Raw genomic sequence first — 20,119 nt, 5'->3', positions numbered from 1 at the left:
TTCCTCCTCATCTAGTAATACCAAGCACCGATACCACCTTTTACGTTTGATACACGGTCAAAACCCAACTTTTTTAACCTTTTTGTTGCTTTATTACTTCTCATCCCGCTTTGACAAATCACAATTAATTCTTTATCTTTAGAAAGCTGATTAGCTTTACTAGTAATTTCGTGGAGAGGAACATTTTTAAACTTTTCAATATGATTACTTGCAAACTCCCTAGGAGTTCTTACATCAATAAACTGTACGTCCTTTCTTATGAGCGCTTCCTTTAGTTGAATAGCTGTAATTTGTTTAACTCCTTTTACAGGCAGGAATTTAGTCATAAGAAAATAAGCAACGAGGCCAAATAGTAAAACATTGATAAATGTGTCCATTATACATACCCCCTACAGTAAGATTACCATTTCACTTATATAAATAGATTGACATTTCCTTCTTCCGCATCTGCTAGATAAGCAGCTACTCCAGCGTATTCTATTCCATCAATTAATTCATCTTGATGCAATCCTAAAAGATCCATTGTCATTGTACATGCTACAAGTTTGACTCCCTGTTCTTTCGCCATATCAATTAAATCTGGTAAAGGCAACGCATTGTGCTTCTTCATGACATGTTTAATCATCTTCGGCCCCATACCGGCAAAATTCATGTTCGAAAGTCCCATTTTATTTGCTCCACGTGGCATCATACCTGCAAACAGCTTTTCTAGGAACCCTTTTTTGACTGGTACTTGCTCTTCTTTTCTAAATGCATTTAATCCCCAAAAAGTAGAGAAGATAGTCACTTCATGATCATAGGCTGCCGCACCGTTCGCGATAATGAATGCCGCCATTGCTTTATCATAGTCCCCGCTAAATAGAATAATCGTTGTTTTCTTTTTGTCTGTCATGTTTCTCTCTCCTTTGTCATCTGTTTTACTATACCCCTATAGGTATATGTTTTATAAAAAAATTAAGTGTAATCTTCTCTTTCTGAATATACCCCAACGGGTATTAAAAAGAGTAAAAATTAAGTTAACCAATGATTTGGCCAACAAATTTTCAAACCAAGTACCCATAGGGGTATATTACACTATTACAGTTATCCGTGTCAACCCTACTTTTATCTATCTACTTTTCACTAATAGATTTACTGCTTCCTGAATAAACTTCTCAGTATCTTGCCCTTTTTCAATCTGTTCTCTAACACATTGCTCCAAATTGGTACTAACAACAACACCAATTGTACGGTCCAGCGCATTTCTTGCTGCAGAAAGTTGAACAACGAGTTCCCTACAATCCTTTTCTTCTTCCATCATTCTTAAAATAGCCTTTACTTGTCCCTCTATTCGTTTCACTCTATTTTTCATTTGATCGGTGTATTCCATGAATTTCCCCTCCAGTCTCTGCAGTAATATTTTTTGCTTACTATATTTTTTGTCTTATGAATTATAAACATCATTAATAATAGCACAATAATGAAGTTGTTGATAATGTTAACCCCAGTAAATAACTAATTTGTTACTTCACCTTTCCAAGCAAGCATACCGCCTTTCACATTAACTAGATCTTGATAGCCAAAATCTTTAAGTTTATTTAAGGCTTGTAGGCTTCTATTCCCGCTTCTACATATAATCACAACTGTTTTATCAGTAGGAATTACATGATAATTGCTTTCTAGTTCACTAAGAGGAACATTTGTCATACCTTCTATATGATACTCTTGAAATTCATGAGGTTCTCGTACATCAACATAGAAAACGTCATCAGCTTCATTCGTCATCATTTTTGCAAGTTGTTCTGTACTAATTTGTTCTACCCCTATTGTTGGAAACAGTTGATAACCAATAAAGCCGATAATTAAAACAAAAGGAAAAATATAGGAACTATATTTCTTCATTATCTTAACCCCCTTTGCTTTTGATATACACATATTATACCTACTAGGGTATAAAGTCAAGCAGCGGGACGGAGGAACAGATCCCTTCTCTCAAACTAAACTATTTTGCAAAAAAGCTGTTCGCTTTTTGGGACAGATGTACTTGTCCAGCTAATTCTCCTAGGTGCCAATCCCAAACAAATAATACCCTTTTTACATAGTAAAACCCGTACGCTCATTATTCTACTGACCGTTAGGATTTTCCTTTCTTTACACCGACGTTCTTTCTTCCTTCTTAAAGAACTGGCTTTTCGTCTCATGCACGACATTCACCTCAACACCTATAGACCATTAAGACACTGTACCTGTCCCCTTGTCTTCTGGGATCAAAATAGTGAATGTAGTTCCTTCGTTCATTTTGCTATTTACCTTGATTTCTCCCTTCATTGCTTTTACAATGCTGAAAGCGACCATTGTTCCTAAGCCAGTACCCTTTTCTTTATTTGTAAAAAAAGGAACACCTAAACGTGCAATTTGCTCAGAGGTCATCCCTACTCCATTATCTGTCAACTGTATGGTTGCTTTTTCATTTTCTTTTTTCACTTTAAACTCTAGCTTTCCACCGTCTTGAATGGCTTCAATTGCATTTTTTGATAAATTAATTAAGCATTGATGGAGTTGTCTTTTGTGTCCTAAAATATAGCTCTCTTTAATGAAAAATTCTTTTTTTATAGAAACATTTCGCATTAATGCATAAGGCTGCATCACATTCACAACATAGTTCACTTCATCGGTCACATTTAATAATTCGAATTCAATGTTCTCATGTGGTTTTGCAAAAGTAAGATAATCTGAAATGATCGATTCAGCACGGTCCAATTCTTGAAGCGACAAGTCTAAATAGGAATTCTTCTTCTCATCGTCAATACCTGGACTCTTAAGTAGCTGGATAAATCCTCTTGTGACTGTTAACGGATTACGAACTTCGTGAGAGATGCTAGCCGCCATTTCACTTAGGCTTTTTAATTTTTCATTATGATATAGTTGCTTTTTCATAGTGTCGATTGTAATCAAGTATTCAAGAAAGTAAACAGAAAGCCCCATTGTTAAAGCTTGTGCAACAACAAAGGTAGCTAATAAAACAATTGGAGCATGAAAGATAAAACCAAATAATGTATGACAAGCAACTAAACTAAATATAGCAACAAATCCAAGCAAAGCTATCGTACCAGTAAGCTTTGTTTTAAGAGAATACCTTTGAAATTTTGGTAGTAGTAAAAATAATAGAATGATCAATAATAAAGTGCTATCAAACAAGGCAATATAAAAACCTACACCACCTAAATACAACCGGTAAACTAAGAGTACAAAATAAAGAAAAATAGCTACTTTCTTTCCACCATAAAGGGCTCCTAATACAAATGGAATATATCTTAAATCAAATAAATGGCCTTCATAGTTTGCAATTGGGAAATTCATACATATGATAATTGAGAAACTAAAAACGGTACCTAGAATAATGTTTTTGTACTTTGAGTTTATATTGATAAAAAATATTTGAAAAATTAAGATAGGTAATAGAACAAAAAGTATATTAATAAGTAGACTTTCCATGGATTAGTTCCTCGTTTCCTTCTATGTCTCTTTAGCATATCACAAAAAAGGAATTTACTAGCATTTTAGTTTTATATTTCCTCAACTCTCGTACCTATTAAATCTTCTTTTTTGAAAAAGGTGACTGATCCCCAACGTAGTTAAGTATTATCGCACTGGCGTCAGGCAGCATTAATAAATTTTAATAGAAAAACGTCAACGTATAAAGCAAAAAAATGGCTGGTATGAATAGGTTCTATACCGCCTTCACACCAGCTAATTAACTGCATAATAAAAACTCTTGAAAAAGGTGCCTCACCTCAGACGTACCAATACTTATTATTCCTAATTTAGGTTATTGATCTACGTAAAGCTTGAATCATAACTCTTATTAGAAAAATAGCACTTAATGTTAAACCTAAATAGGCAAATACATCTAGGAAGTGCAGTATATTGTGGTTTTTTTGATTAGAAACTGATAATAATCCTATTGATATACCCCCAAACGCAGTTCCAGCAAGTAAAGTCAATATTTGTGCTACTATGTAATTTACATATTTCACGTTATCCTTCTCACCAAAAAAATTAATCCTAACAGTCAAGTTTCCATTTTCCATTTTCGTTGTTAAATCATCAATTTTTCGAGGAATTCTTGTTAAAATTGGCATAATTGATAGTGCTTCATTATACGCCACTTCCCGTAGTGTCTGGTTATTATTAATTATGTTCATATGTTCTTGTGCAAATCTCTTAGCTTCAATCATAATATCAAAATTATCATCAATGATTTCCAATGTTCCTTGTAACGTAATTAAAGAGCGGAATGCACCAGCTACCATTGGATAAAACGACAGTTCAAACTCATTCATCAAACCAAATAAATCGTGGATGATTTGTTCCGTGTTTTGTGCATCAGAAGTATTGTTAATTAGAAATTGGCTTAGCGCTTGCTCTAATTGGTATTTATTAATATTACTATGTGGTTCTATTAAATCTAGTAACCCATCCATAAATAAGTACGCATTCTTTTTATTTAACCCTACCATCAATCTTTTAAATCCAGCTTGTTGGATAGTACCTAGTCTCCCCACTGATCCGAAATCAATAAGAGCAGGACGCCCATCATGTAAAATATAAACATTACCAGGATGAGGGTCAGCATGAAAGACTCCACTCGTAAAAATCTGCTGAAGGATAGTATCAAAAATCTCTTTTTGAAACTCTCTTTTATCGATATTTAGTTTTTCCAGTATGTCTACTCCATTTTTTACAGTTACCCCTTCTATATATTCAATAACAAGTAATTTAGAGGTGCTAATTTCTTGATATATGACGGGTACTTTTACATTGGTTTTCATGTCCTTCATTGCTTCTGAGATTTGTATAGAATTTCTTGCTTCAATTCTGAAATCAATCTCTTCTAACATAGCTTCAGCAAAGCCTATTGCTAAGCTTTTCATACCAATATTTCTTGCTAACTCACTCTTTTTGGAAAGTGTGTTTGAAAAGCGGATTAATATATCTAAATCAATCTTTAAGTTATTCGTTACATTTGGTCTTAATATTTTTACTACGACTTGTTGATTTGAATTTTTTAATATAGCTCTATGAACTTGTCCAATTGAAGCAGCTGCAATTGGCTCCATATCAAACGATTTAAATGTATTCTCGATGGCTCCAGGTAATTCTGTGTTTAAAACATTCTCTACTTCCGCCTTTGTTAAATACTTTACGTTTTCTTGTAGTTTAGAGAGTTCTTCAATAAAGTTTAATGGTAATAAATCTGTCCTTGTGGATAAAACTTGACCAAATTTAATAAAGACCCCACCACACTCCTCAAGGGTTTTACGCAATGAAATAGCGACACTTTCTTGATTATTTCGAAATGTTTTTTTGGTAGATATGCTATTTTTCATTGCTATTGTAAGAACTTGAAGATACCTTCTTTGTCTTTTGAACCAATTTCTAATTTTCCTTAATGAGAAAACCATTGTAGAAGCTGATTCTTCTTTTGAATGATTACTAAGCATTTCAAAAATTAAAATTATGAACATTGTCGTAATAATTACAAATAGAATATACAATCCGTTTGAAGGATTAAATTCATATATTAGCTCTGGACTATCTTTTAAAAACAAAAAGAAATAAGCTACTGCTGTAAGAGAAAAGCCTAAGAATATCGCAAGAAATACTTTTGTTTTAGAAACTCTCGTACCTATCAACCGTGTAATAATAAATGTAAAAAATATGATTAAAATTAGTGCTTGCAGCAAATCTCTTACATCCTTCCTTTAGTGCCGAATTCAACATATCTTTATGGTTTCATTAATTTTCTCTAAGTTTCCCCCATAAAAAATTCAAACATACATACTCATTTATACTTGGTAAACTCTGTGTAAAATTAAACTAGAAAATCAAATTATTGTTTTATATCTTGCTATTTGCTTTACGTTTACCTAATGTATTTTTTACTTATAGTAGCTGGCGAATTAGACACTAAAAATGCCTACCCCTATACTGTATAAATATACAAAAACGAGGGACAGGCACCTTTATTTAACATTGGTTATTACTATTAATGAATTTCATAATTCCATATTCTCGCCACGAATATAGCATATGTAGTTGCGCTAAACCTTTCGCAACTACATATGCTTTTGAAATTCACTCATATAGTTAATTTAAAATATTTTATCAGCACTTAAAAAGATAAGTTACGGCGACAAAAGCTAATAACCCCAAACGCTGTAAATAGTAATGCAATTACCATTAGCCCTAAACCAGATCTCCAATCTAGATTTCCTGATTGGTCGATAACCGTATGAGTGAATGGAGAAATGTTTTGAACTACCTCTGGTAAACCAAGCATTGTACCAAACATTGGACCTGATATTAAACTAAACATGGCTGCAGCAATGGATACAGCAATTGCACCTTTTGGAAAAATCCCTATCATAAGAATTGTAAAAGCTCCAATGGTAAGAATGGCAGGAGCTTGAGATAAAGTGACTTCCAATATTGTTTGAAGCATAGCATCACCTGTAGACACTTTAGCAGTGATGGCAGCACCTAATGCTAAAAAGAATAAAATGGCTCCTAACCCTAAACCGACACAAATAAGCTGACTCATCAATAAATGAAATCTACTAACTGCCGTAGCGAGTACTCCTTCCATAAATCCGTCTACTTCATCATGACGTATCCTTAACATAGCCAATACAAAATACACAGCCACAAATGTAGCTAAAAATGCAACAAATGATGCCATGATGGAACTAACTAAATCTGGATTTCCACCAAACATTTCTAGCAGTTGGTTATCGTTTAATCCTGATACCATGTCTCGTATTTCATTACCTATTGCACCAATTACCATTCCGAAGATAAACATTGCAACAACCCAACTAAGAATTAGCCTACGTTGAAGCCTCCACATTAATCCAAATGGACTTAACAACATTCTAGAAGCAAAGGCAGGTCCCTTTTTGGCAGGAAATAATCCCATTCCAACATCCCTTTTTGTAACTAGGTAGAATGCAATACATACAGTCGCAAAAAACAGGATGCAGAATAACAAAAGAATCCACCAATTATTATCATGAAATGCATATACTTGACCAAGCCAGCCCCACGGTGACAACCATACTAACCAATGACTTTCAACAGCAAAGGTATTTCTATTAAACTCCCCTAGTACATTACCGATAGAGCTGATCAAAAAGAGTACTCCAAAGGTGAGAGTAACCATGCCAGCTGCACCACTAGAAGTTTGAGATAGCTGTACTGCGATGGACGTAATACCTGCAAAGGCAATCCCTACCCCAGCAAAAGCTAAGCCAATTAATAGAGATCCCTCTAGTTGAAAATTATTAAATAACATCGATGCTGCAATCGCAACTCCTACTAATATATTAAAAAGAACAGTTACAATTAATCCTGATGCTAAACTAGAATACTTACCTACCGCAGTCGAACTAATCATCTCCGTTCGTCCTGTTTCCTCATTCTGTCTAGTGTGACGTATAACAATCTGCATACTTACTAATAGAATGATAATACCAATTAGGATAGAACTTCTCATCAACATCGCAGCTTCTAGACTAAGCCCCGCTGCAGGTATATCAAATAAGCGAATTGCTGGGCTTTCTGCTCTAGCCACAACCTGTTTTAACACTTCTTCTTGCGTAGGCATTAAATCACTCATAGCAATACCTACCGAAGTAACTAAGGTCGTAATCACCGTTAGCCAAGCAAATAATTTTAGTCGGTCCCGCTTAATAGCAAGAGAAGTTAAAGTAGCTGTTCCTTTAAACTCTTTTCGCATTCTTTCACCCCCTACCAGATTGCTGAGTACTACTTATTTCATTATCGTAATGTCGCATAAAAAGATCTTCTAGTGATGGTGGTGTACTTGTTATTGTCTTTATTTCGAATGGGAGCAGGTGACGTAATACCGAGTCAAGCTTTTGATTATCGACTTGAAATTGGGCTTTATTCCCCTTCACTGATACATCAAAAACACCCTGTAAATCATGTAACCCGGTAATTTCACGCTCTGTCTCAACGGTAACAGCAGTTCGAGTTAAGTGACGTAACTCTCCCAAAGTCCCCGTTTCTACAACCTTTCCTTTCTTTATAATACTGACTCTGTCACATAGTCTTTCTACTTCAGCAAGTATATGACTAGAAAGTAGCACTGTTTTCCCATTAGCTTTCGCTTCTGCAACGCAATCTTGGAAAACCATCTCCATTAAAGGGTCCAAGCCTGATGTCGGCTCATCTAAAATAAATAAGTCGACATCCGATGCAAAGGCAGAAATAAGCGCTACTTTTTGTCTGTTGCCTTTTGAATAGGTTCTACATTTTTTTCTTGGATCAAGATCGAAACGCTCAAGTAGCTCTGACCTGCGTTTCGTATTCATACTCCCTCTTAATTTGCCAAACAGATCAATAACTTCTCCACCAGTTAAATTCGGCCATAAATGGACATCCCCTGGGACATATGCCAAACGTTTATGAAGGTCAACAGCATCTACCCACGGATCCTTGCCGAATAATTTCGCTTCACCCCCCGTTTTTCTTAATAACCCGAGGATAACGCGAATAGTAGTCGATTTCCCAGCTCCATTAGGTCCAATAAATCCTAATACTTCCCCTTGATTTAATTCTAAGTTCACTCCATCCAAAGCAACAAAGTTTCCGAACTTCTTTGATACGTTTTTTAATTCTAGTACAGACATTTCCCCATCTCCTTCTATTTATAAAAGCAGTCTTTTAACACATCTAAACAGTGATCGATCTTTTCTATCGTTTCATCCAGATTATAGTTTTCAATTGGCAGATCCTTTGCCTTATTCCTCTCTTGTTCAATAACGCCTTCCATTGTCCAAGTAATCACTTGTAAGACTTTGTCCACTTCTAGATCTTCTCTAAATTTTGATGCATCAATGTTTATAAAAAGGTCATTTACTTTTGCAGGATTAAAATGCTCTTTTCTACCTTGCAGTTCAACTACTACTTCTTCTGCTTCTTCAAAATAAGCGGACATGATAAAATTAATGATCTCAGGAAATTGACGCATCAAGTTAAACTTTAACAAAGCCATCTTACGCCATATTTTTATTACATCCGTCTCCGTAAATTTAATTCCTGCATAAAACTCTTCATTTGCAATTTCCACTGCTCTATCAAACAAATATAAATACAACTCTTTTTTATTTCTAAAGTAATGAAAGAGAAGCCCCTTTGAAATACCAGAATCTTTTACAATCTCATTTGTAGAAGCCTTTTTATACCCCTTATGCGCAAACTCTCTCATAGCAGCATTTACTATCTTTCGTTGTTTAATTGGATCGATCTCAAAAAATTTAGTATTCATTATTATCACGCCCCTTCTTTTTAAATTAGCACCGGCTATACAAAGATATAATGATTGACCACTTTGGACAAGGTAGCTTAAAAATTTTAAGTCATCATTTAAAAAGAGTGTGTAAAAGATAAAGAAGCAATACACACGCTTCTTTTAATTTTTTTATTTTCATTCAAAAATAAACTAGACTTTGAAATTTACTATGCTGATTTATTCTGTTGTTTCACATCTTTCTTATTAACAAAAGTAAATCATGCTCTTCACCATGTGCGTTCTTTATTTGTAAATTGAACATATAAAGCAAAAAATGGCTGGTATGAATTCGGTTGTATACCGACTTCACACCAGCCTATTAACTGCTTAGCTATTAACCCGACGTAGGATTTCCATCTACATGCATGGCATTTTAATCTTAATAAAATATATTAGAACTATGATGATGAGGGGTCAGCCCCTGTGTAAATACTATTCTACCTCACCAACAAAACTTTTTGATGCAAATTGATCAATCATTTCACGTACTTCATCTGTTGACTTTGTGTTCATTAGGCGATTTCTTAAGTCACTTGCCCCTGGAAACCCTTTAACATAGATCTTAAAAAAGCGATGAAGTGCCCTAAACGGACGTAGCTCTAATCCAGAGTATTTATCATGAAGATCCATATGCAATCGTAAAAGATCAAGTAACTCCTTACTACTGTGTTCTCTCGGCTCTTTTTCAAAAGCAAATGGATTATGGAAAATCCCACGGCCGATCATAACCCCATCAACACCATATTGGTTGGCAAGCATCAAGCCAGTTTGACGATCGAGGATATCGCCATTGATCGTCAAGAGTGTATCCGGTGCTACCTCGTCCCGAAGTTTCTTAATCTCCGGAATTAACTCCCAATGAGCATCTACTTTGCTCATCTCTTCTCTTGTCCGTAGATGAATGGAAAGATTGACGATTTCTTGTTTTAAAATATGTGTCAGCCACTCGCGCCATTCGTCTAGTTCCGTGAACCCAAGCCTAGTCTTGACACTTACAGGCAATCCCCCTACTTTTGCTGCTTGAATTAATTCAGCAGCAACTTCTGGACGAAGGATTAGGCCACTTCCCTTTCCATGCCGTGCCACATTAGGTACAGGACAGCCCATATTGATATCCAAACCCTTAAACCCCTGTTCGGCCATACCAATACTCATTCGACGAAAGTTATCCGGATTATCTCCCCAGATATGGGCGACAATTGGTTGTTCATCCTCTGTAAACGTCAAGCGACCACGTACACTTTTGTTTCCCTCAGGGTGACAATAACTCTCGCTGTTTGCAAACTCTGTAAAAAACACATCAGGTCTCGCTGCCGCACTTACTACATGGCGAAAAACAACATCCGTCACTTCTTCCATTGGTGCAAGTATAAAAAAAGGTCGTGGTAAATCACGCCAAAAATTTTCTTTCATAATTAAATTCCAATCCTCTCACTATGGGATATTAAACCAAATCCTTATCCCAAAATTAAATAGCTACATGTACAAACTTCTTCTACATTTATACCATGTGTGAGCACTTTTTATCAAACTGAACCGAATTATTCTGTTAAAACCCTTGATTGACATATACAAAACGGCAAAAAATAAAGACCTAGGATCAAACTTAAAATTATGTATTGTTTCGAAAATGGTGGTTGAAAAAAGAGGAATTGTATTGCCATTCTAAGTAAACCAAATAATAGACTATATACGGATTACGAGTTTAGTGGGAAATTTTTTGTAGTCCACCAGTATGCGATATGACCGAATACTGTTCAACGAGTGAAATTTAGTAATATGTGAGGTTTAACATATAGTTCTTACGGGGTTTGCTCAAAGAGTCTTTTAAGATTTCCAATTTCTCTTTCATTTTGAACAGTTTTTTCCCAAATGAAATCCTTATCTCTATCAATAACTTGTAAACGTTCAATCATCTGTTCATGTCTTGTTTCACTTTTTTGTTCAATTTCATTTAGCTGTGTCTTAATTTGTTGTTGTTCCTTCTTCATTTCTTGCATATCTTTCTTCGTTTCTTGTTGTTCCTTCTTCATTTCTTGCTGCTCAACACTTAACTTACCTACCATTGTTATTAATTGAGCGAGCATATCTTCAATTTTATCCAATCTTTCTTCTATCAAGTTAATCACCTCTTTAATCAACAAATTATACTATTTTATAAGTGTATTTACCACCTGAAAATTCGTGTGCAAGCATATCACAAATCAATTTACATTCTAAAAAAATAACAAGAGCAATTACTTAGGTAACTGCTCTTGTCGTTAACGCAATGCACTATTAATTTTACTCTCTTTTAAGTCAACAGACCTACAATTGATGTTTAACAAACAGAGGTAAGTTCTCAAGGCCGATCATTCGAGCGTAAATAAATAGCTGACCTTTGTGATGAATTTCATGATCTCTCATCATATTTAATAAAACATGTCCTGGTAAATGAGTTCCAAACAGGTTTGTTACATCAATAAGATTGTCCAATTGTTCATCTGTTAAGCTTTCAAGATTGCTTTGTGAATTTGCTGTTAAGTTACGAACTACTTGTTTTAACTCCTCAGCAGTAGTAATCTCCTGTACTTCCGACGGCTTTTCAACAGCTCCAAGCTGTGTTGCTCGAACAAATATATCCCCAGATTGGACGATATGTAATGTAAGCTCCTTTAGGGACATCGCACCTTCCCAAGGTTTGAAATCAAGGTCTTTATCTGTGACCATTTCAATAATGTCATTTGTAACTAGACGATGACGCAACCAACTATCTAAAAATACTTTAGCTTTACTCATTCTACTTTTCCTCCTCGAAATTATTATCATAAGTATAGATGCTCTCACAATTAGTTTGCAATGTATATGCTTATATAGTCTCGCCATGACTCAAGAGCAACAATCATGCATGCCCCCCACAACCGTAAAGAGTATCGTTACATAACTCACGATAACTTACATAAAAATGATGTAAATTATTTTCTTTTATCGAACAAGTATTGAAATCCATATAAGAAAAATGCTTTATAAAAGAGATAGACAAAGAATTGAAAATGGTTTATTCGAACAAGTTGAGCAACTTTTAATTTTCTCATCGCCCTTGTTACAATAAAAGCAAAGAACCCGTCTATCACCGTATTAAGTAATATAAATTTTTTGAAATCTCCATACGTACACTTTAATATTCACATCGAACCCACTAAAAACGGACCAATATTAAAAGGAAATTCTCCTGCAATATATGAATTCGGCTTATTATGGAAAACCCACCATTTTTGCTTTTTAGCAATCTGAACATTCCATACTTCTAAAAGTCCAACAAGAATCGCGGCTGGAAGAAACCTTTTTATATTACGCCAACCCAAAATAGGTAAAGATAACCAAGAGATTATCACCATTGCAACATTAATTAACCATTGATTTTTCATTGAAATAAACCCCCTCTTTAAAATCTTTTAAATAAAGCTTAAAAAATATGCATGATCTCACACTTACTAGTATTTACATTTGCATGTACAAGCTATATTGTCTTCAAAGGTTTAATACATATTCAAAAAGGACATTTTCTTATGCAGTATATGTCAAATAAGAAAAGACGATCGCTTTAAAAGCAACCGTCTCTTGATGGCTAATCTAAACCAGTTCCTTCCTACCCAGCAACCAATTGTTTTTTCGTATTTCTAATTCAACTTAAGCATTCTTTAGTGAATTTTCACTCTAGACTTAGTTATCGAATGAGCGAACTGATAATTAGTAGTAATTAATAATTATCAGTTTGCTATCATTAATAACGCCCTATACACTAAAGCCAATAATATATATGTACCTTGGTCCGTTAACATCGGTTGTTTTCACTTGATTTCTGTGTTTAACTTTGGATACTTATATTTCGCACTGGTACATTAGGGGTCAGGCACCTTTTTCTCAAATTAAACGGACACTCGTACCCCATACCTTCAAAACTGAAAATGCATTTTTTATTTCCGCCAAAAGGTAGAACAGTTTGCCTTGTCCAGAATATTAAACTCAATCATTTTCTCTAGTAGGTTGTAATCAACTGGACCATTCCAAGGGATACGTATCAGCTCCTTAGTGTAGTCATATCCAGCCTTCACAATATCATCCTCTACATGAGTGATTGTCACGCTTTCAGGGGCGACAGCTAAATGCTTCTTAGATACACTAAAGCCAATAATAAATGTACCATGATCCGTAAACATCGGTTGTTTCCATTTGATTTCTGTGTTTAGATTTGGATACTTATTTTTTATCCAAGTAAGCACTTCTTCCGTTCTTTCTCGGTGGAATGGGTCGTCAATTCCCGCTAAAAATTCAGAAAAACCTTCCATTTTGTTCCCTCCAAACTAAGTTATGATACCTCTAACAAATATGTAAGTTACCTAATTTTTTAATCAAACTTTATTTCATAGTATTCACGTAATTCAAGTGCATTATCTTCCCATTCAATTCTACGACCATGAATTAATTGACCAAGAACATCCAAGCATCTATGCCATCCTGCAGCAGTATAAATCGCCATTGCTCGATCATCAAACGTATGGCTAAACGTCAAAGTACACCCTTGATCAACCTTATCTATGCTGATCTCTACCAAATCATCAACTTCCCGAAAACAAAAGGAATGTGGAGGAATGAATTCGGTAACAACGGCCTCATAGATTGACCCTTCTCCATCATCAAACTTTATCTTTCCACCAATACTAAGATCCATTTCTCCAGTTGCAAATGGATACCACTGAGTGAAATACTGAGGATCCGTTATATAACGAAATACTTGTTCAGCACTAAACGGAAAGTTGCGTTTAAAAACTAAAACAAATCTACCTTCTTTTTCATGGAGTCTTCCATAGTTACTCATGAAAGCTACCTCCTTTTTACTGTTTTATAAATGATTTAATACTACTTTTCTAGTTTAACAACATGAAATGGAAAATGTCCAATAAGGTTTAGAGTTCTCTGCTCGCTACTTGTTAGGTAATAGCCTCTCAATTGCTTGCGTAGGATTCGCTCATTACTTAAGTAGTATCTAAAAAGTAAAAAACACTATTGAAACTAACGGGTTTAGTTTTGAGGTACAAAACCACATTTCACAGTCGAATTAGTATGTAAAAATAACAAGAATATCGACAACAAATAACATTGAAATTAGCAAGGGAATTGGTATTTCCTCTGCTTTTTTAATTTTTCTGAAAATGTTACAGGGTTACTGGATATTTATGTTAATATATAGATGTGAGCTACATTGTCTTTGTAAAAAGGGTAATAAAAGGGGAGAATTTTTGAGTATAGGTTTATCATTGGTATGGCTTTCTGTTGTATATGTACTAATAACAATAGTAGGTATATTACATACGATTTTTAATTGGAAAGTTTTAAAAATGGAAAGCCCAAAGGGAACAAAGGCTTCCAAGGTTTTAGCGTATAAAAAAACCGAACCTTATCACCCTTTGTATAATATATTTTTATTTCCGATATTTTCATACATTTATTTGGTTCAAGTTAATCCAACCAATTTATATCAAGAAGTGCTAGTGATAGCAATTAGTTGGACAATCATTACAATTGTTGTTGATTATATTGGATGGGTGCTAATAAAACATCCTTGGTATATGACTTTTAAAGAAATGTACATTGATTATCAACCTTGGATTACATTAGTCTATATAAGTATTTTCGTTAGCCCATTTATAGCAGCATATTTTATTTCTTAAAGTGTTGTTCACTATTAAATTTTTGTTTGTTTTTTTGAAGGGAAAATTGTAACCAATAGATTGAGCCGAAAAAAAATTCTAGTTTTAATTAGTAGTAAATTTAGTAAAGCCAATTGGCACCATCTTTACCAGGTACTTTAAATACTTTCTCCTACACAATAGACAACTATTAATTAGTATGTGATATAACAAAAAAAATGGGAAGCTAATTAGTGTTAATTAGCTTCCCTTTTATAAATTACTTCTTTTTATTTTGTACTTGAAAACCGAACCCGTTATTTCGAAACACCACTTGTAAATTACGGTTAAAAACCATTATTCACGTCCTATAAAACCATCTTCATTATCATTTTCAACCACATGTTTTAGCATCGACAGCTTGTTATTCCAAAATTGTTCATAATAAGCAAGCCATTGTTTTACTTCTGTTAACGGTTCTGGTTGCAAATGATAAATTTTTTCTCTTCCTACTTTTTTTCCGCTGACTAAATTAGCTTCGGAAAGTATATGAAGGTGTTTTGCTATGGCTGTTCGACTTATCGAAAAATGTGATGTGATTTCAGAGATTGCTAATTCGTTGTTGGCTAGTAAGCGGAGAAACCTCTCTTCTAGTTGGATCAGCAATAGCTTGAAAGACATCATGCTTTGCTACAGTCACTTATCCTTCAACAACCTTTCGAAGTCCTTCATTAACAATCCCAACCCAACCATGATCCATTCTTTCACGAATAACAGAACTTTTCTCATTGGCTTTTGGAAGAACAGTATCAGGGGCTTTCCAGCCACTATGTATAAGTGTAAACTCTGTTTTTTCACCCAAGTCTTTTAGTAGGAAAGAAACGACCCATCCGTCTGTATCCCATGAAAAACGATATTTTGTTCGGTTCATCCACTTCTAAAACTTTACAAGGAGATGGACCAAATGGTGATTGTACATGGAATTCATGGCCAACTTTAGGTTCAAAATCATTTGGCATAAACCAAGATGCAATACCTTCAGAAGTTGACACCGTATCCCAAACTTTTTGTATAGGTGCTTCAAAAACTACTGTTTGCGATGCATGCCATTTAACTCCATTTGTTTCAACCCCATTAAAACACTGTACCTGTCCCCTTGTCTTCCCTTGTCTTTTAAGCAATAGGTTTATTCTTGACCGGTGATGATAGGTTAATTAATGATGAGGGTTGTCCATAGACCATTGATTCGTCTATAAAGTCCTCAAGAGTGTGAACTGTTTCTGTTACTACCTTTACTAAATAACTAAATTGTCCAGCTAGCCTATGGCACTCTATTACACTTGGATGCTCAATGCAGAACTCTCTAAACTCCTTACATTTCTTTGTATCATAAAGTATAAAAGCCGTAACATGCTTGTTTACTTTTTCTGGATTAATACTAGCTCGATACCCTTGAATAACTTCCCTTTCCTCTAATTTTTTTACCCTCTCATTTGTTGCCGGTGTTGATAGCCCAATTTTTTTCCCTAGATCTGTAATTGATATGCGTGCATTCTCTTGCAATTCAATCAAAATTCTCTTGTCAATTTCATCCATACTAAAGCTCCCTTCATTTTTAAAGTGAAAGCCTATAAAAAACTTAATTTATTAAATATTTTAATAAAAATACAATAATAATTCTATGTAAAAAAGGAAAGTAAATCTATTACAATTACCTTATTAAATCAATGGAGGTAATGACTATGACAAAGCCACATGATGATAACGTCCCGTTAATGGTAATCGATGTCCAAAACGCTTTTGACGACTCGAGATGGGGAAAGAGAAATAATCCTTTTGCTGAACAAAATATCAAAAAGCTAATAGAGTATTGGAATGTAAAACAAAGATTAGTCATCTATGTTAAACACTTATCAAAAAATAAAGAATCTCTTTTCTACTATAAAAGCGCAACAAGTGAATTCAAGGAAATGATTAAACCTCTGCCAAAGGATCTTATTATTACCAAAAGTGTTAATAGTGCTTTTATTGGTACTAACCTTGAAGAAACATTAAGGGAAAACAATTGCACTAACATTGTTATAACGGGCTTGACCACTAACCACTGTGTTGATACAACAACTCGTATGGCCGGTAATCTTGGTTTTAATCCTATTTTAGTTTCAGATGCGACTGCAACTTTTGATAGGCAGAGTCTCAATGGGGAAACATTATCTGCCGAGAAAATACATGAGATGACTTTGGCAAATTTGCATGAGGAATTTGCAATTATTAAAAACACAGAAGAAATAGTAACTCTATTTTAAAATTAAATTGGAACTTTGTTGTTGTGTACTAAGTAAAAATGAACAAAAAAAGGAGAACGTAATAGATGGGATTAGAAATGAGAAAGTCTTGTGAAGCTTGTGAAATAAACATATCAATAGAAACCAATGCTTATATTTGTACTCACGAATGTACTTTTTGTGAAACTTGCACAGAAAATATGAATTACATCTGCCCCAATTGCGGAGGGGAGTTGGTTAGACGCCCTAAACCTAGTGGAACTTGCCCCATCACTTCTAAGTAAAGTGTATACGTTACTATGGCACCTTTTCTCTGCCACCTACACTCAATACGGCTCATAGAACTCTCCTATGGTTTCTTTCTTCAAGCAATAGAAAAAAGAGCCAGCCCCTCAGCGTAGTAAAGCATTACCGCACTGGGGGTCTGGCACCTTCTAGATCTAAACTCTTTGTTTCATATGATCTTGATAAACTCCTGGGGCTTGAGTCTCTTGGCCTAACTTAACAGCAGCATGATGAGCCCAATATGGGTCATGCAACATACCTCTTCCTACAGCAACCAGATCTGCTTTTTCCTCCTGAATGACACTGTTGGCAAAATCTGGATTGTCAAGAGCACCTACGGCTATTACAGGGATATTTAATTGCTTTCGAATTTGCTCTGCATATTTGACCTGATATCCTGGACCGGTGTTAAACATGCTCAAAACCGGGCCTTCCCCTCCTGTTGAAACATGAAAGATATCGACACCAGCTTCCTTATACCTTTCGCATAGTTGCAGCGCATAATTGATGTCATACCCTCCTTCGACATACTCTGTCGCAGAAATCCGCATGATTAAAGGCATTTCTGCTGGCATTTCAGCTTTCATTGCCTGAATAACCTCCACTCCGAATCGAGCCAGATCCTTACCATATTCATCTTCCCTGTGATTAATATACGGTGATTGAAATTGATGCAACAAATACCCATGTGCACCGTGCAATTCAATCGTATCCACTCCAGCCGCAATTGCTCTTTTTGTAGCAGCTCGAAACTGGTCAATTAATCTATGGATATCATCTACGGTTAGTTCGCGTGGAACTTTTGATTCTTCAGAGTACGGTATCGCAGAAGGTGCAACAGGTACCGCTGCGTCTTCTGCTTTACGGCCTGCATGTGCAATTTGGATAGCAACCTTTGCTCCATATTGATGGCATTGTTCGATAATTCTCCTGAAGGGCTCAATATGAGAGTCTGACCATATCCCCAAATCTCTATCTGTAATGCGTCCATCAGGTTCAACATCTGTCATTTCGATGATAATTAATCCTGCTCCGCCAATTGCCCTACTGACATAATGAACATAGTGCCATTCATTTGGTATTCCATCCTTGGCTGTTACTTGGAATTGGCACATGGGCGGCATCAGGATTTTATTTTTCAGCTCAAGTCCTTTATATGAAAAAGGTGTCATCAAATTCATGCAAATTTCTCCTTTTTGATCATTATAGGTTTACATAATTTCTCCATTTATGAACTGGCTTCCAATTTAAAAGCTTCTTAGCCTTATCAGTATTTAACAGGGGATCAAAGCCTGTTATATCTTTTCTAAAGTCTTTTACATCCGGGAAACATAGTTCCATTAGTTGTTTACTCTCAATATCCATACTTGTTTCATCCGCTCCTATATTAAGGGCAACAGAACCAAGACCCTCTGCCTCAACAGCTAATCGGTAAGCAGTCGCTGCATCTCGTGAATCAATGTAACTCCACAAAATGGTATTTCTCTGTTGTGGATCATGGATAAATCCTGGAAAATTCTTATACATCTCAGGAGTTATAACATTTCCTAAACGGAATGATACTACCTGCATTCCCGTTCTACGGTGGATCATATCAGCTGTTTTTTCATTGACAATCTTAGATAAACCATAACTTTCATCCGGCAATTGCGGGTGTTCCTCATCCATTGGTACATATTGAGGTGTTAACCTTTGGCTTGAAAAACAAATACCATACGAAGACTCACTTGAAGAGATTACCGCTTTTTTAATTCCTAAATTGCCTGCCGCTTCTAAAATGTTATAAGTGGACATAACATTATTTTGAAACGTTACTTCATTAGGATGTGAATACGCAACCGGAATAGCTGCAAGATGAACCACTGCGTAAGCCCCAGCCAATACCCCATATACTTCACCCAGATTCGTTAAGTCTGTTATAACTGTCCTGCAGAGTGCCTCTTGTGGATGCTTAATATCAGCATTAATGACTTCATACCCATGTTCTAAAAATTCTTTAATTACCGCTGAACCTAGTAAACCACTTCCACCTGTTACTACTATCTTTTTCATTTTATAAACCCTCCATATTAATTATCGTTTTCTAACAATTCAAGCATCACTTTTAAATCTTTAAAGGTTTCCATATAAGCATATCTTCCGCCAGTATATTCTCCTTTTTGAACTAAAGGCATATTTTCAGCTTCCATTTTAGCAACTGTTTCTTTCATATCTTTTACCACAAAGGCTATATGATGAACCCCTTCGCCATGAGTATCTAAATGTTCTCTCCAAGTACTAGGATGCTCATCAGGTTCGATCAATTCAAGCTGTAAAGATCCCATATCAAAGAATGCCAACTTTGCTCGGGCCTCTGTTGGCTGCCCTTTATATCTTGTTTGCGTCTTATCTAGAGGATCTGTTGGATTTGCTGGCGGCTTTTCTACTCCAAAAAAATCCGCAAAAGCTTGAGACGTTTTTTCAATATCCTTTACAATAATCCCTACTTGTGCCACAACATTTGTGCCTAATACACCTTTACTCAT

General features: G+C 35.2%; 22 protein-coding genes and 2 pseudogenes. 3 read left to right on the top strand and 21 right to left on the bottom strand.

What is annotated here, in order from left to right; genetic code table 11:
• Nucleotides 1-11: 11 nt before the first annotated feature.
• The 15 genes from DS745_RS21665 to DS745_RS21595 all read right to left on the bottom strand — a co-directional run bounded on the left by DS745_RS21665 (nt 12) and on the right by DS745_RS21595 (nt 14,213).
• Nucleotides 12-377 (bottom strand): rhodanese-like domain-containing protein, encoded by a 366-nt coding sequence (locus DS745_RS21665; RefSeq protein WP_421721842.1) that lies wholly within the window; start codon nt 375-377, stop codon nt 12-14.
• Nucleotides 378-412: 35 nt separating this feature from the next.
• Nucleotides 413-892, bottom strand: coding sequence for a DsrE/DsrF/DrsH-like family protein (locus tag DS745_RS21660; RefSeq protein ID WP_129080327.1), 480 nt, complete (start codon nt 890-892; stop codon nt 413-415).
• A 216-nt stretch (nt 893-1,108) separates the two neighbouring features.
• Complete coding sequence (locus DS745_RS21655; protein ID WP_129080326.1) at nt 1,109-1,369, bottom strand: metal-sensitive transcriptional regulator; 261 nt, start codon at nt 1,367-1,369, stop codon at nt 1,109-1,111.
• 125 nt (nt 1,370-1,494) lie between these two features.
• The gene (locus DS745_RS21650; RefSeq protein ID WP_129080325.1) at nt 1,495-1,881 is read right to left on the bottom strand and encodes a rhodanese-like domain-containing protein; all 387 of its coding nucleotides are present in this window, start codon (nt 1,879-1,881) and stop codon (nt 1,495-1,497) included.
• A 330-nt stretch (nt 1,882-2,211) separates the two neighbouring features.
• A complete protein-coding gene (locus tag DS745_RS21645) occupies nt 2,212-3,474 on the bottom strand; it encodes a sensor histidine kinase (RefSeq protein ID WP_129080324.1) in 1,263 nt (420 codons plus the stop codon).
• A gap of 329 nt (nt 3,475-3,803) precedes the next feature.
• Nucleotides 3,804-5,726 (bottom strand): ABC1 kinase family protein, encoded by a 1,923-nt coding sequence (locus DS745_RS21640; RefSeq protein WP_241657902.1) that lies wholly within the window; start codon nt 5,724-5,726, stop codon nt 3,804-3,806.
• A 428-nt stretch (nt 5,727-6,154) separates the two neighbouring features.
• Nucleotides 6,155-7,777, bottom strand: a complete 1,623-nt coding sequence (locus DS745_RS21635) for an ABC transporter permease (RefSeq protein ID WP_129080323.1) — start codon at nt 7,775-7,777, stop codon at nt 6,155-6,157.
• Between the two features lie 4 nt (nt 7,778-7,781).
• The gene (locus DS745_RS21630) at nt 7,782-8,693 is read right to left on the bottom strand and encodes an ABC transporter ATP-binding protein (RefSeq protein ID WP_129080322.1); all 912 of its coding nucleotides are present in this window, start codon (nt 8,691-8,693) and stop codon (nt 7,782-7,784) included.
• A gap of 14 nt (nt 8,694-8,707) precedes the next feature.
• Entirely contained in the window at nt 8,708-9,331 is a 624-nt protein-coding gene (locus tag DS745_RS21625) for a TetR/AcrR family transcriptional regulator (protein ID WP_129080321.1), read from the bottom strand.
• 456 nt (nt 9,332-9,787) lie between these two features.
• Nucleotides 9,788-10,768, bottom strand: coding sequence for a tRNA dihydrouridine synthase (locus tag DS745_RS21620; protein ID WP_129080320.1), 981 nt, complete (start codon nt 10,766-10,768; stop codon nt 9,788-9,790).
• Between the two features lie 389 nt (nt 10,769-11,157).
• Nucleotides 11,158-11,475: a hypothetical protein gene (locus tag DS745_RS21615; protein ID WP_129080319.1), complete on the bottom strand. Its 318-nt coding sequence runs from the start codon at nt 11,473-11,475 to the stop codon at nt 11,158-11,160.
• Nucleotides 11,476-11,662: 187 nt separating this feature from the next.
• On the bottom strand, nt 11,663-12,133 hold the full coding sequence (locus tag DS745_RS21610) for a DinB family protein (protein WP_161568344.1): 471 nt from the start codon (nt 12,131-12,133) through the stop codon (nt 11,663-11,665).
• A gap of 386 nt (nt 12,134-12,519) precedes the next feature.
• Nucleotides 12,520-12,762 carry a hypothetical protein gene (locus DS745_RS25280; protein WP_241657901.1) on the bottom strand — a complete coding sequence of 81 codons (243 nt, stop codon included), beginning with the start codon at nt 12,760-12,762 and terminating at the stop codon, nt 12,520-12,522.
• A gap of 549 nt (nt 12,763-13,311) precedes the next feature.
• The gene (locus DS745_RS21600) at nt 13,312-13,683 is read right to left on the bottom strand and encodes an iron chaperone (RefSeq protein WP_129080317.1); all 372 of its coding nucleotides are present in this window, start codon (nt 13,681-13,683) and stop codon (nt 13,312-13,314) included.
• A 59-nt stretch (nt 13,684-13,742) separates the two neighbouring features.
• Nucleotides 13,743-14,213: an SRPBCC family protein gene (locus tag DS745_RS21595; RefSeq protein WP_129080316.1), complete on the bottom strand. Its 471-nt coding sequence runs from the start codon at nt 14,211-14,213 to the stop codon at nt 13,743-13,745.
• 421 nt (nt 14,214-14,634) lie between these two features.
• On the opposite strand from DS745_RS21595, the gene DS745_RS21590 reads away from it, so the two are divergent.
• Nucleotides 14,635-15,066 carry a hypothetical protein gene (locus DS745_RS21590; protein ID WP_196121299.1) on the top strand — a complete coding sequence of 144 codons (432 nt, stop codon included), beginning with the start codon at nt 14,635-14,637 and terminating at the stop codon, nt 15,064-15,066.
• Between the two features lie 315 nt (nt 15,067-15,381).
• Here the strand turns inward: DS745_RS21590 and DS745_RS21585 are convergent.
• From DS745_RS21585 to DS745_RS21575, 3 genes and pseudogenes are all read right to left on the bottom strand, one after another.
• Nucleotides 15,382-15,724, bottom strand: a pseudogene (locus DS745_RS21585) (ArsR/SmtB family transcription factor).
• A pseudogene (locus DS745_RS21580) lies at nt 15,725-16,097 on the bottom strand (SRPBCC family protein).
• Nucleotides 16,098-16,197: 100 nt separating this feature from the next.
• Nucleotides 16,198-16,620: an Lrp/AsnC family transcriptional regulator gene (locus DS745_RS21575; RefSeq protein ID WP_129080315.1), complete on the bottom strand. Its 423-nt coding sequence runs from the start codon at nt 16,618-16,620 to the stop codon at nt 16,198-16,200.
• 146 nt (nt 16,621-16,766) lie between these two features.
• Between DS745_RS21575 and DS745_RS21570 the strand changes: the two genes are divergently transcribed.
• Together DS745_RS21570 and DS745_RS21565 are read left to right on the top strand one after the other, a co-directional pair.
• Nucleotides 16,767-17,330: a cysteine hydrolase family protein gene (locus tag DS745_RS21570; RefSeq protein WP_129080314.1), complete on the top strand. Its 564-nt coding sequence runs from the start codon at nt 16,767-16,769 to the stop codon at nt 17,328-17,330.
• Nucleotides 17,331-17,395: 65 nt separating this feature from the next.
• Nucleotides 17,396-17,593 (top strand): DUF1272 domain-containing protein, encoded by a 198-nt coding sequence (locus DS745_RS21565; RefSeq protein WP_129080313.1) that lies wholly within the window; start codon nt 17,396-17,398, stop codon nt 17,591-17,593.
• A 156-nt stretch (nt 17,594-17,749) separates the two neighbouring features.
• Here DS745_RS21565 and DS745_RS21560 read toward each other — a convergent pair whose 3' ends face one another.
• From DS745_RS21560 to DS745_RS21550, 3 genes are read right to left on the bottom strand one after another with little or no spacing between them, the layout of a single operon-like run.
• Complete coding sequence (locus DS745_RS21560) at nt 17,750-18,781, bottom strand: NADH:flavin oxidoreductase/NADH oxidase (protein WP_129080312.1); 1,032 nt, start codon at nt 18,779-18,781, stop codon at nt 17,750-17,752.
• Between the two features lie 16 nt (nt 18,782-18,797).
• Nucleotides 18,798-19,646 (bottom strand): NAD-dependent epimerase/dehydratase family protein, encoded by an 849-nt coding sequence (locus tag DS745_RS21555; RefSeq protein WP_129080311.1) that lies wholly within the window; start codon nt 19,644-19,646, stop codon nt 18,798-18,800.
• A 17-nt stretch (nt 19,647-19,663) separates the two neighbouring features.
• Nucleotides 19,664-20,119, bottom strand: coding sequence for a VOC family protein (locus DS745_RS21550; protein ID WP_129080310.1), 456 nt, complete (start codon nt 20,117-20,119; stop codon nt 19,664-19,666).

Source organism: Anaerobacillus alkaliphilus, from assembly GCF_004116265.1.
Lineage (GTDB): Bacteria > Bacillota > Bacilli > Bacillales > Anaerobacillaceae > Anaerobacillus > Anaerobacillus alkaliphilus.
Note: the sequence above shows the minus strand (reverse complement) of the source record. Positions and strands in the feature narration are given on the sequence as shown.

Bases quoted from the DNA above. Each gene is read 5' to 3' on its own strand.
- DS745_RS21655 (WP_129080326.1), bottom strand. From the start codon at position 1,369: ATGGAATACACCGATCAAATGAAAAATAGAGTGAAACGAATAGAGGGA.
- DS745_RS21550 (WP_129080310.1), bottom strand. From the start codon at position 20,119: ATGAGTAAAGGTGTATTAGGCACAAATGTTGTGGCACAAGTAGGGATT.
- DS745_RS21635 (WP_129080323.1), bottom strand. From the start codon at position 7,777: ATGCGAAAAGAGTTTAAAGGAACAGCTACTTTAACTTCTCTTGCTATT.
- DS745_RS21645 (WP_129080324.1), bottom strand. From the start codon at position 3,474: ATGGAAAGTCTACTTATTAATATACTTTTTGTTCTATTACCTATCTTA.
- DS745_RS21555 (WP_129080311.1), bottom strand. From the start codon at position 19,646: ATGAAAAAGATAGTAGTAACAGGTGGAAGTGGTTTACTAGGTTCAGCG.
- DS745_RS21665 (WP_421721842.1), bottom strand. From the start codon at position 377: ATGGACACATTTATCAATGTTTTACTATTTGGCCTCGTTGCTTATTTT.
- DS745_RS25280 (WP_241657901.1), bottom strand. From the start codon at position 12,762: ATGAAAAATCAATGGTTAATTAATGTTGCAATGGTGATAATCTCTTGG.
- DS745_RS21610 (WP_161568344.1), bottom strand. From the start codon at position 12,133: ATGAGTAAAGCTAAAGTATTTTTAGATAGTTGGTTGCGTCATCGTCTA.
- DS745_RS21620 (WP_129080320.1), bottom strand. From the start codon at position 10,768: ATGAAAGAAAATTTTTGGCGTGATTTACCACGACCTTTTTTTATACTT.
- DS745_RS21630 (WP_129080322.1), bottom strand. From the start codon at position 8,693: ATGTCTGTACTAGAATTAAAAAACGTATCAAAGAAGTTCGGAAACTTT.
- DS745_RS21595 (WP_129080316.1), bottom strand. From the start codon at position 14,213: ATGAGTAACTATGGAAGACTCCATGAAAAAGAAGGTAGATTTGTTTTA.
- DS745_RS21600 (WP_129080317.1), bottom strand. From the start codon at position 13,683: ATGGAAGGTTTTTCTGAATTTTTAGCGGGAATTGACGACCCATTCCAC.
- DS745_RS21650 (WP_129080325.1), bottom strand. From the start codon at position 1,881: ATGAAGAAATATAGTTCCTATATTTTTCCTTTTGTTTTAATTATCGGC.
- DS745_RS21570 (WP_129080314.1), top strand. From the start codon at position 16,767: ATGACAAAGCCACATGATGATAACGTCCCGTTAATGGTAATCGATGTC.
- DS745_RS21625 (WP_129080321.1), bottom strand. From the start codon at position 9,331: ATGAATACTAAATTTTTTGAGATCGATCCAATTAAACAACGAAAGATA.
- DS745_RS21565 (WP_129080313.1), top strand. From the start codon at position 17,396: ATGGGATTAGAAATGAGAAAGTCTTGTGAAGCTTGTGAAATAAACATA.
- DS745_RS21660 (WP_129080327.1), bottom strand. From the start codon at position 892: ATGACAGACAAAAAGAAAACAACGATTATTCTATTTAGCGGGGACTAT.
- DS745_RS21575 (WP_129080315.1), bottom strand. From the start codon at position 16,620: ATGGATGAAATTGACAAGAGAATTTTGATTGAATTGCAAGAGAATGCA.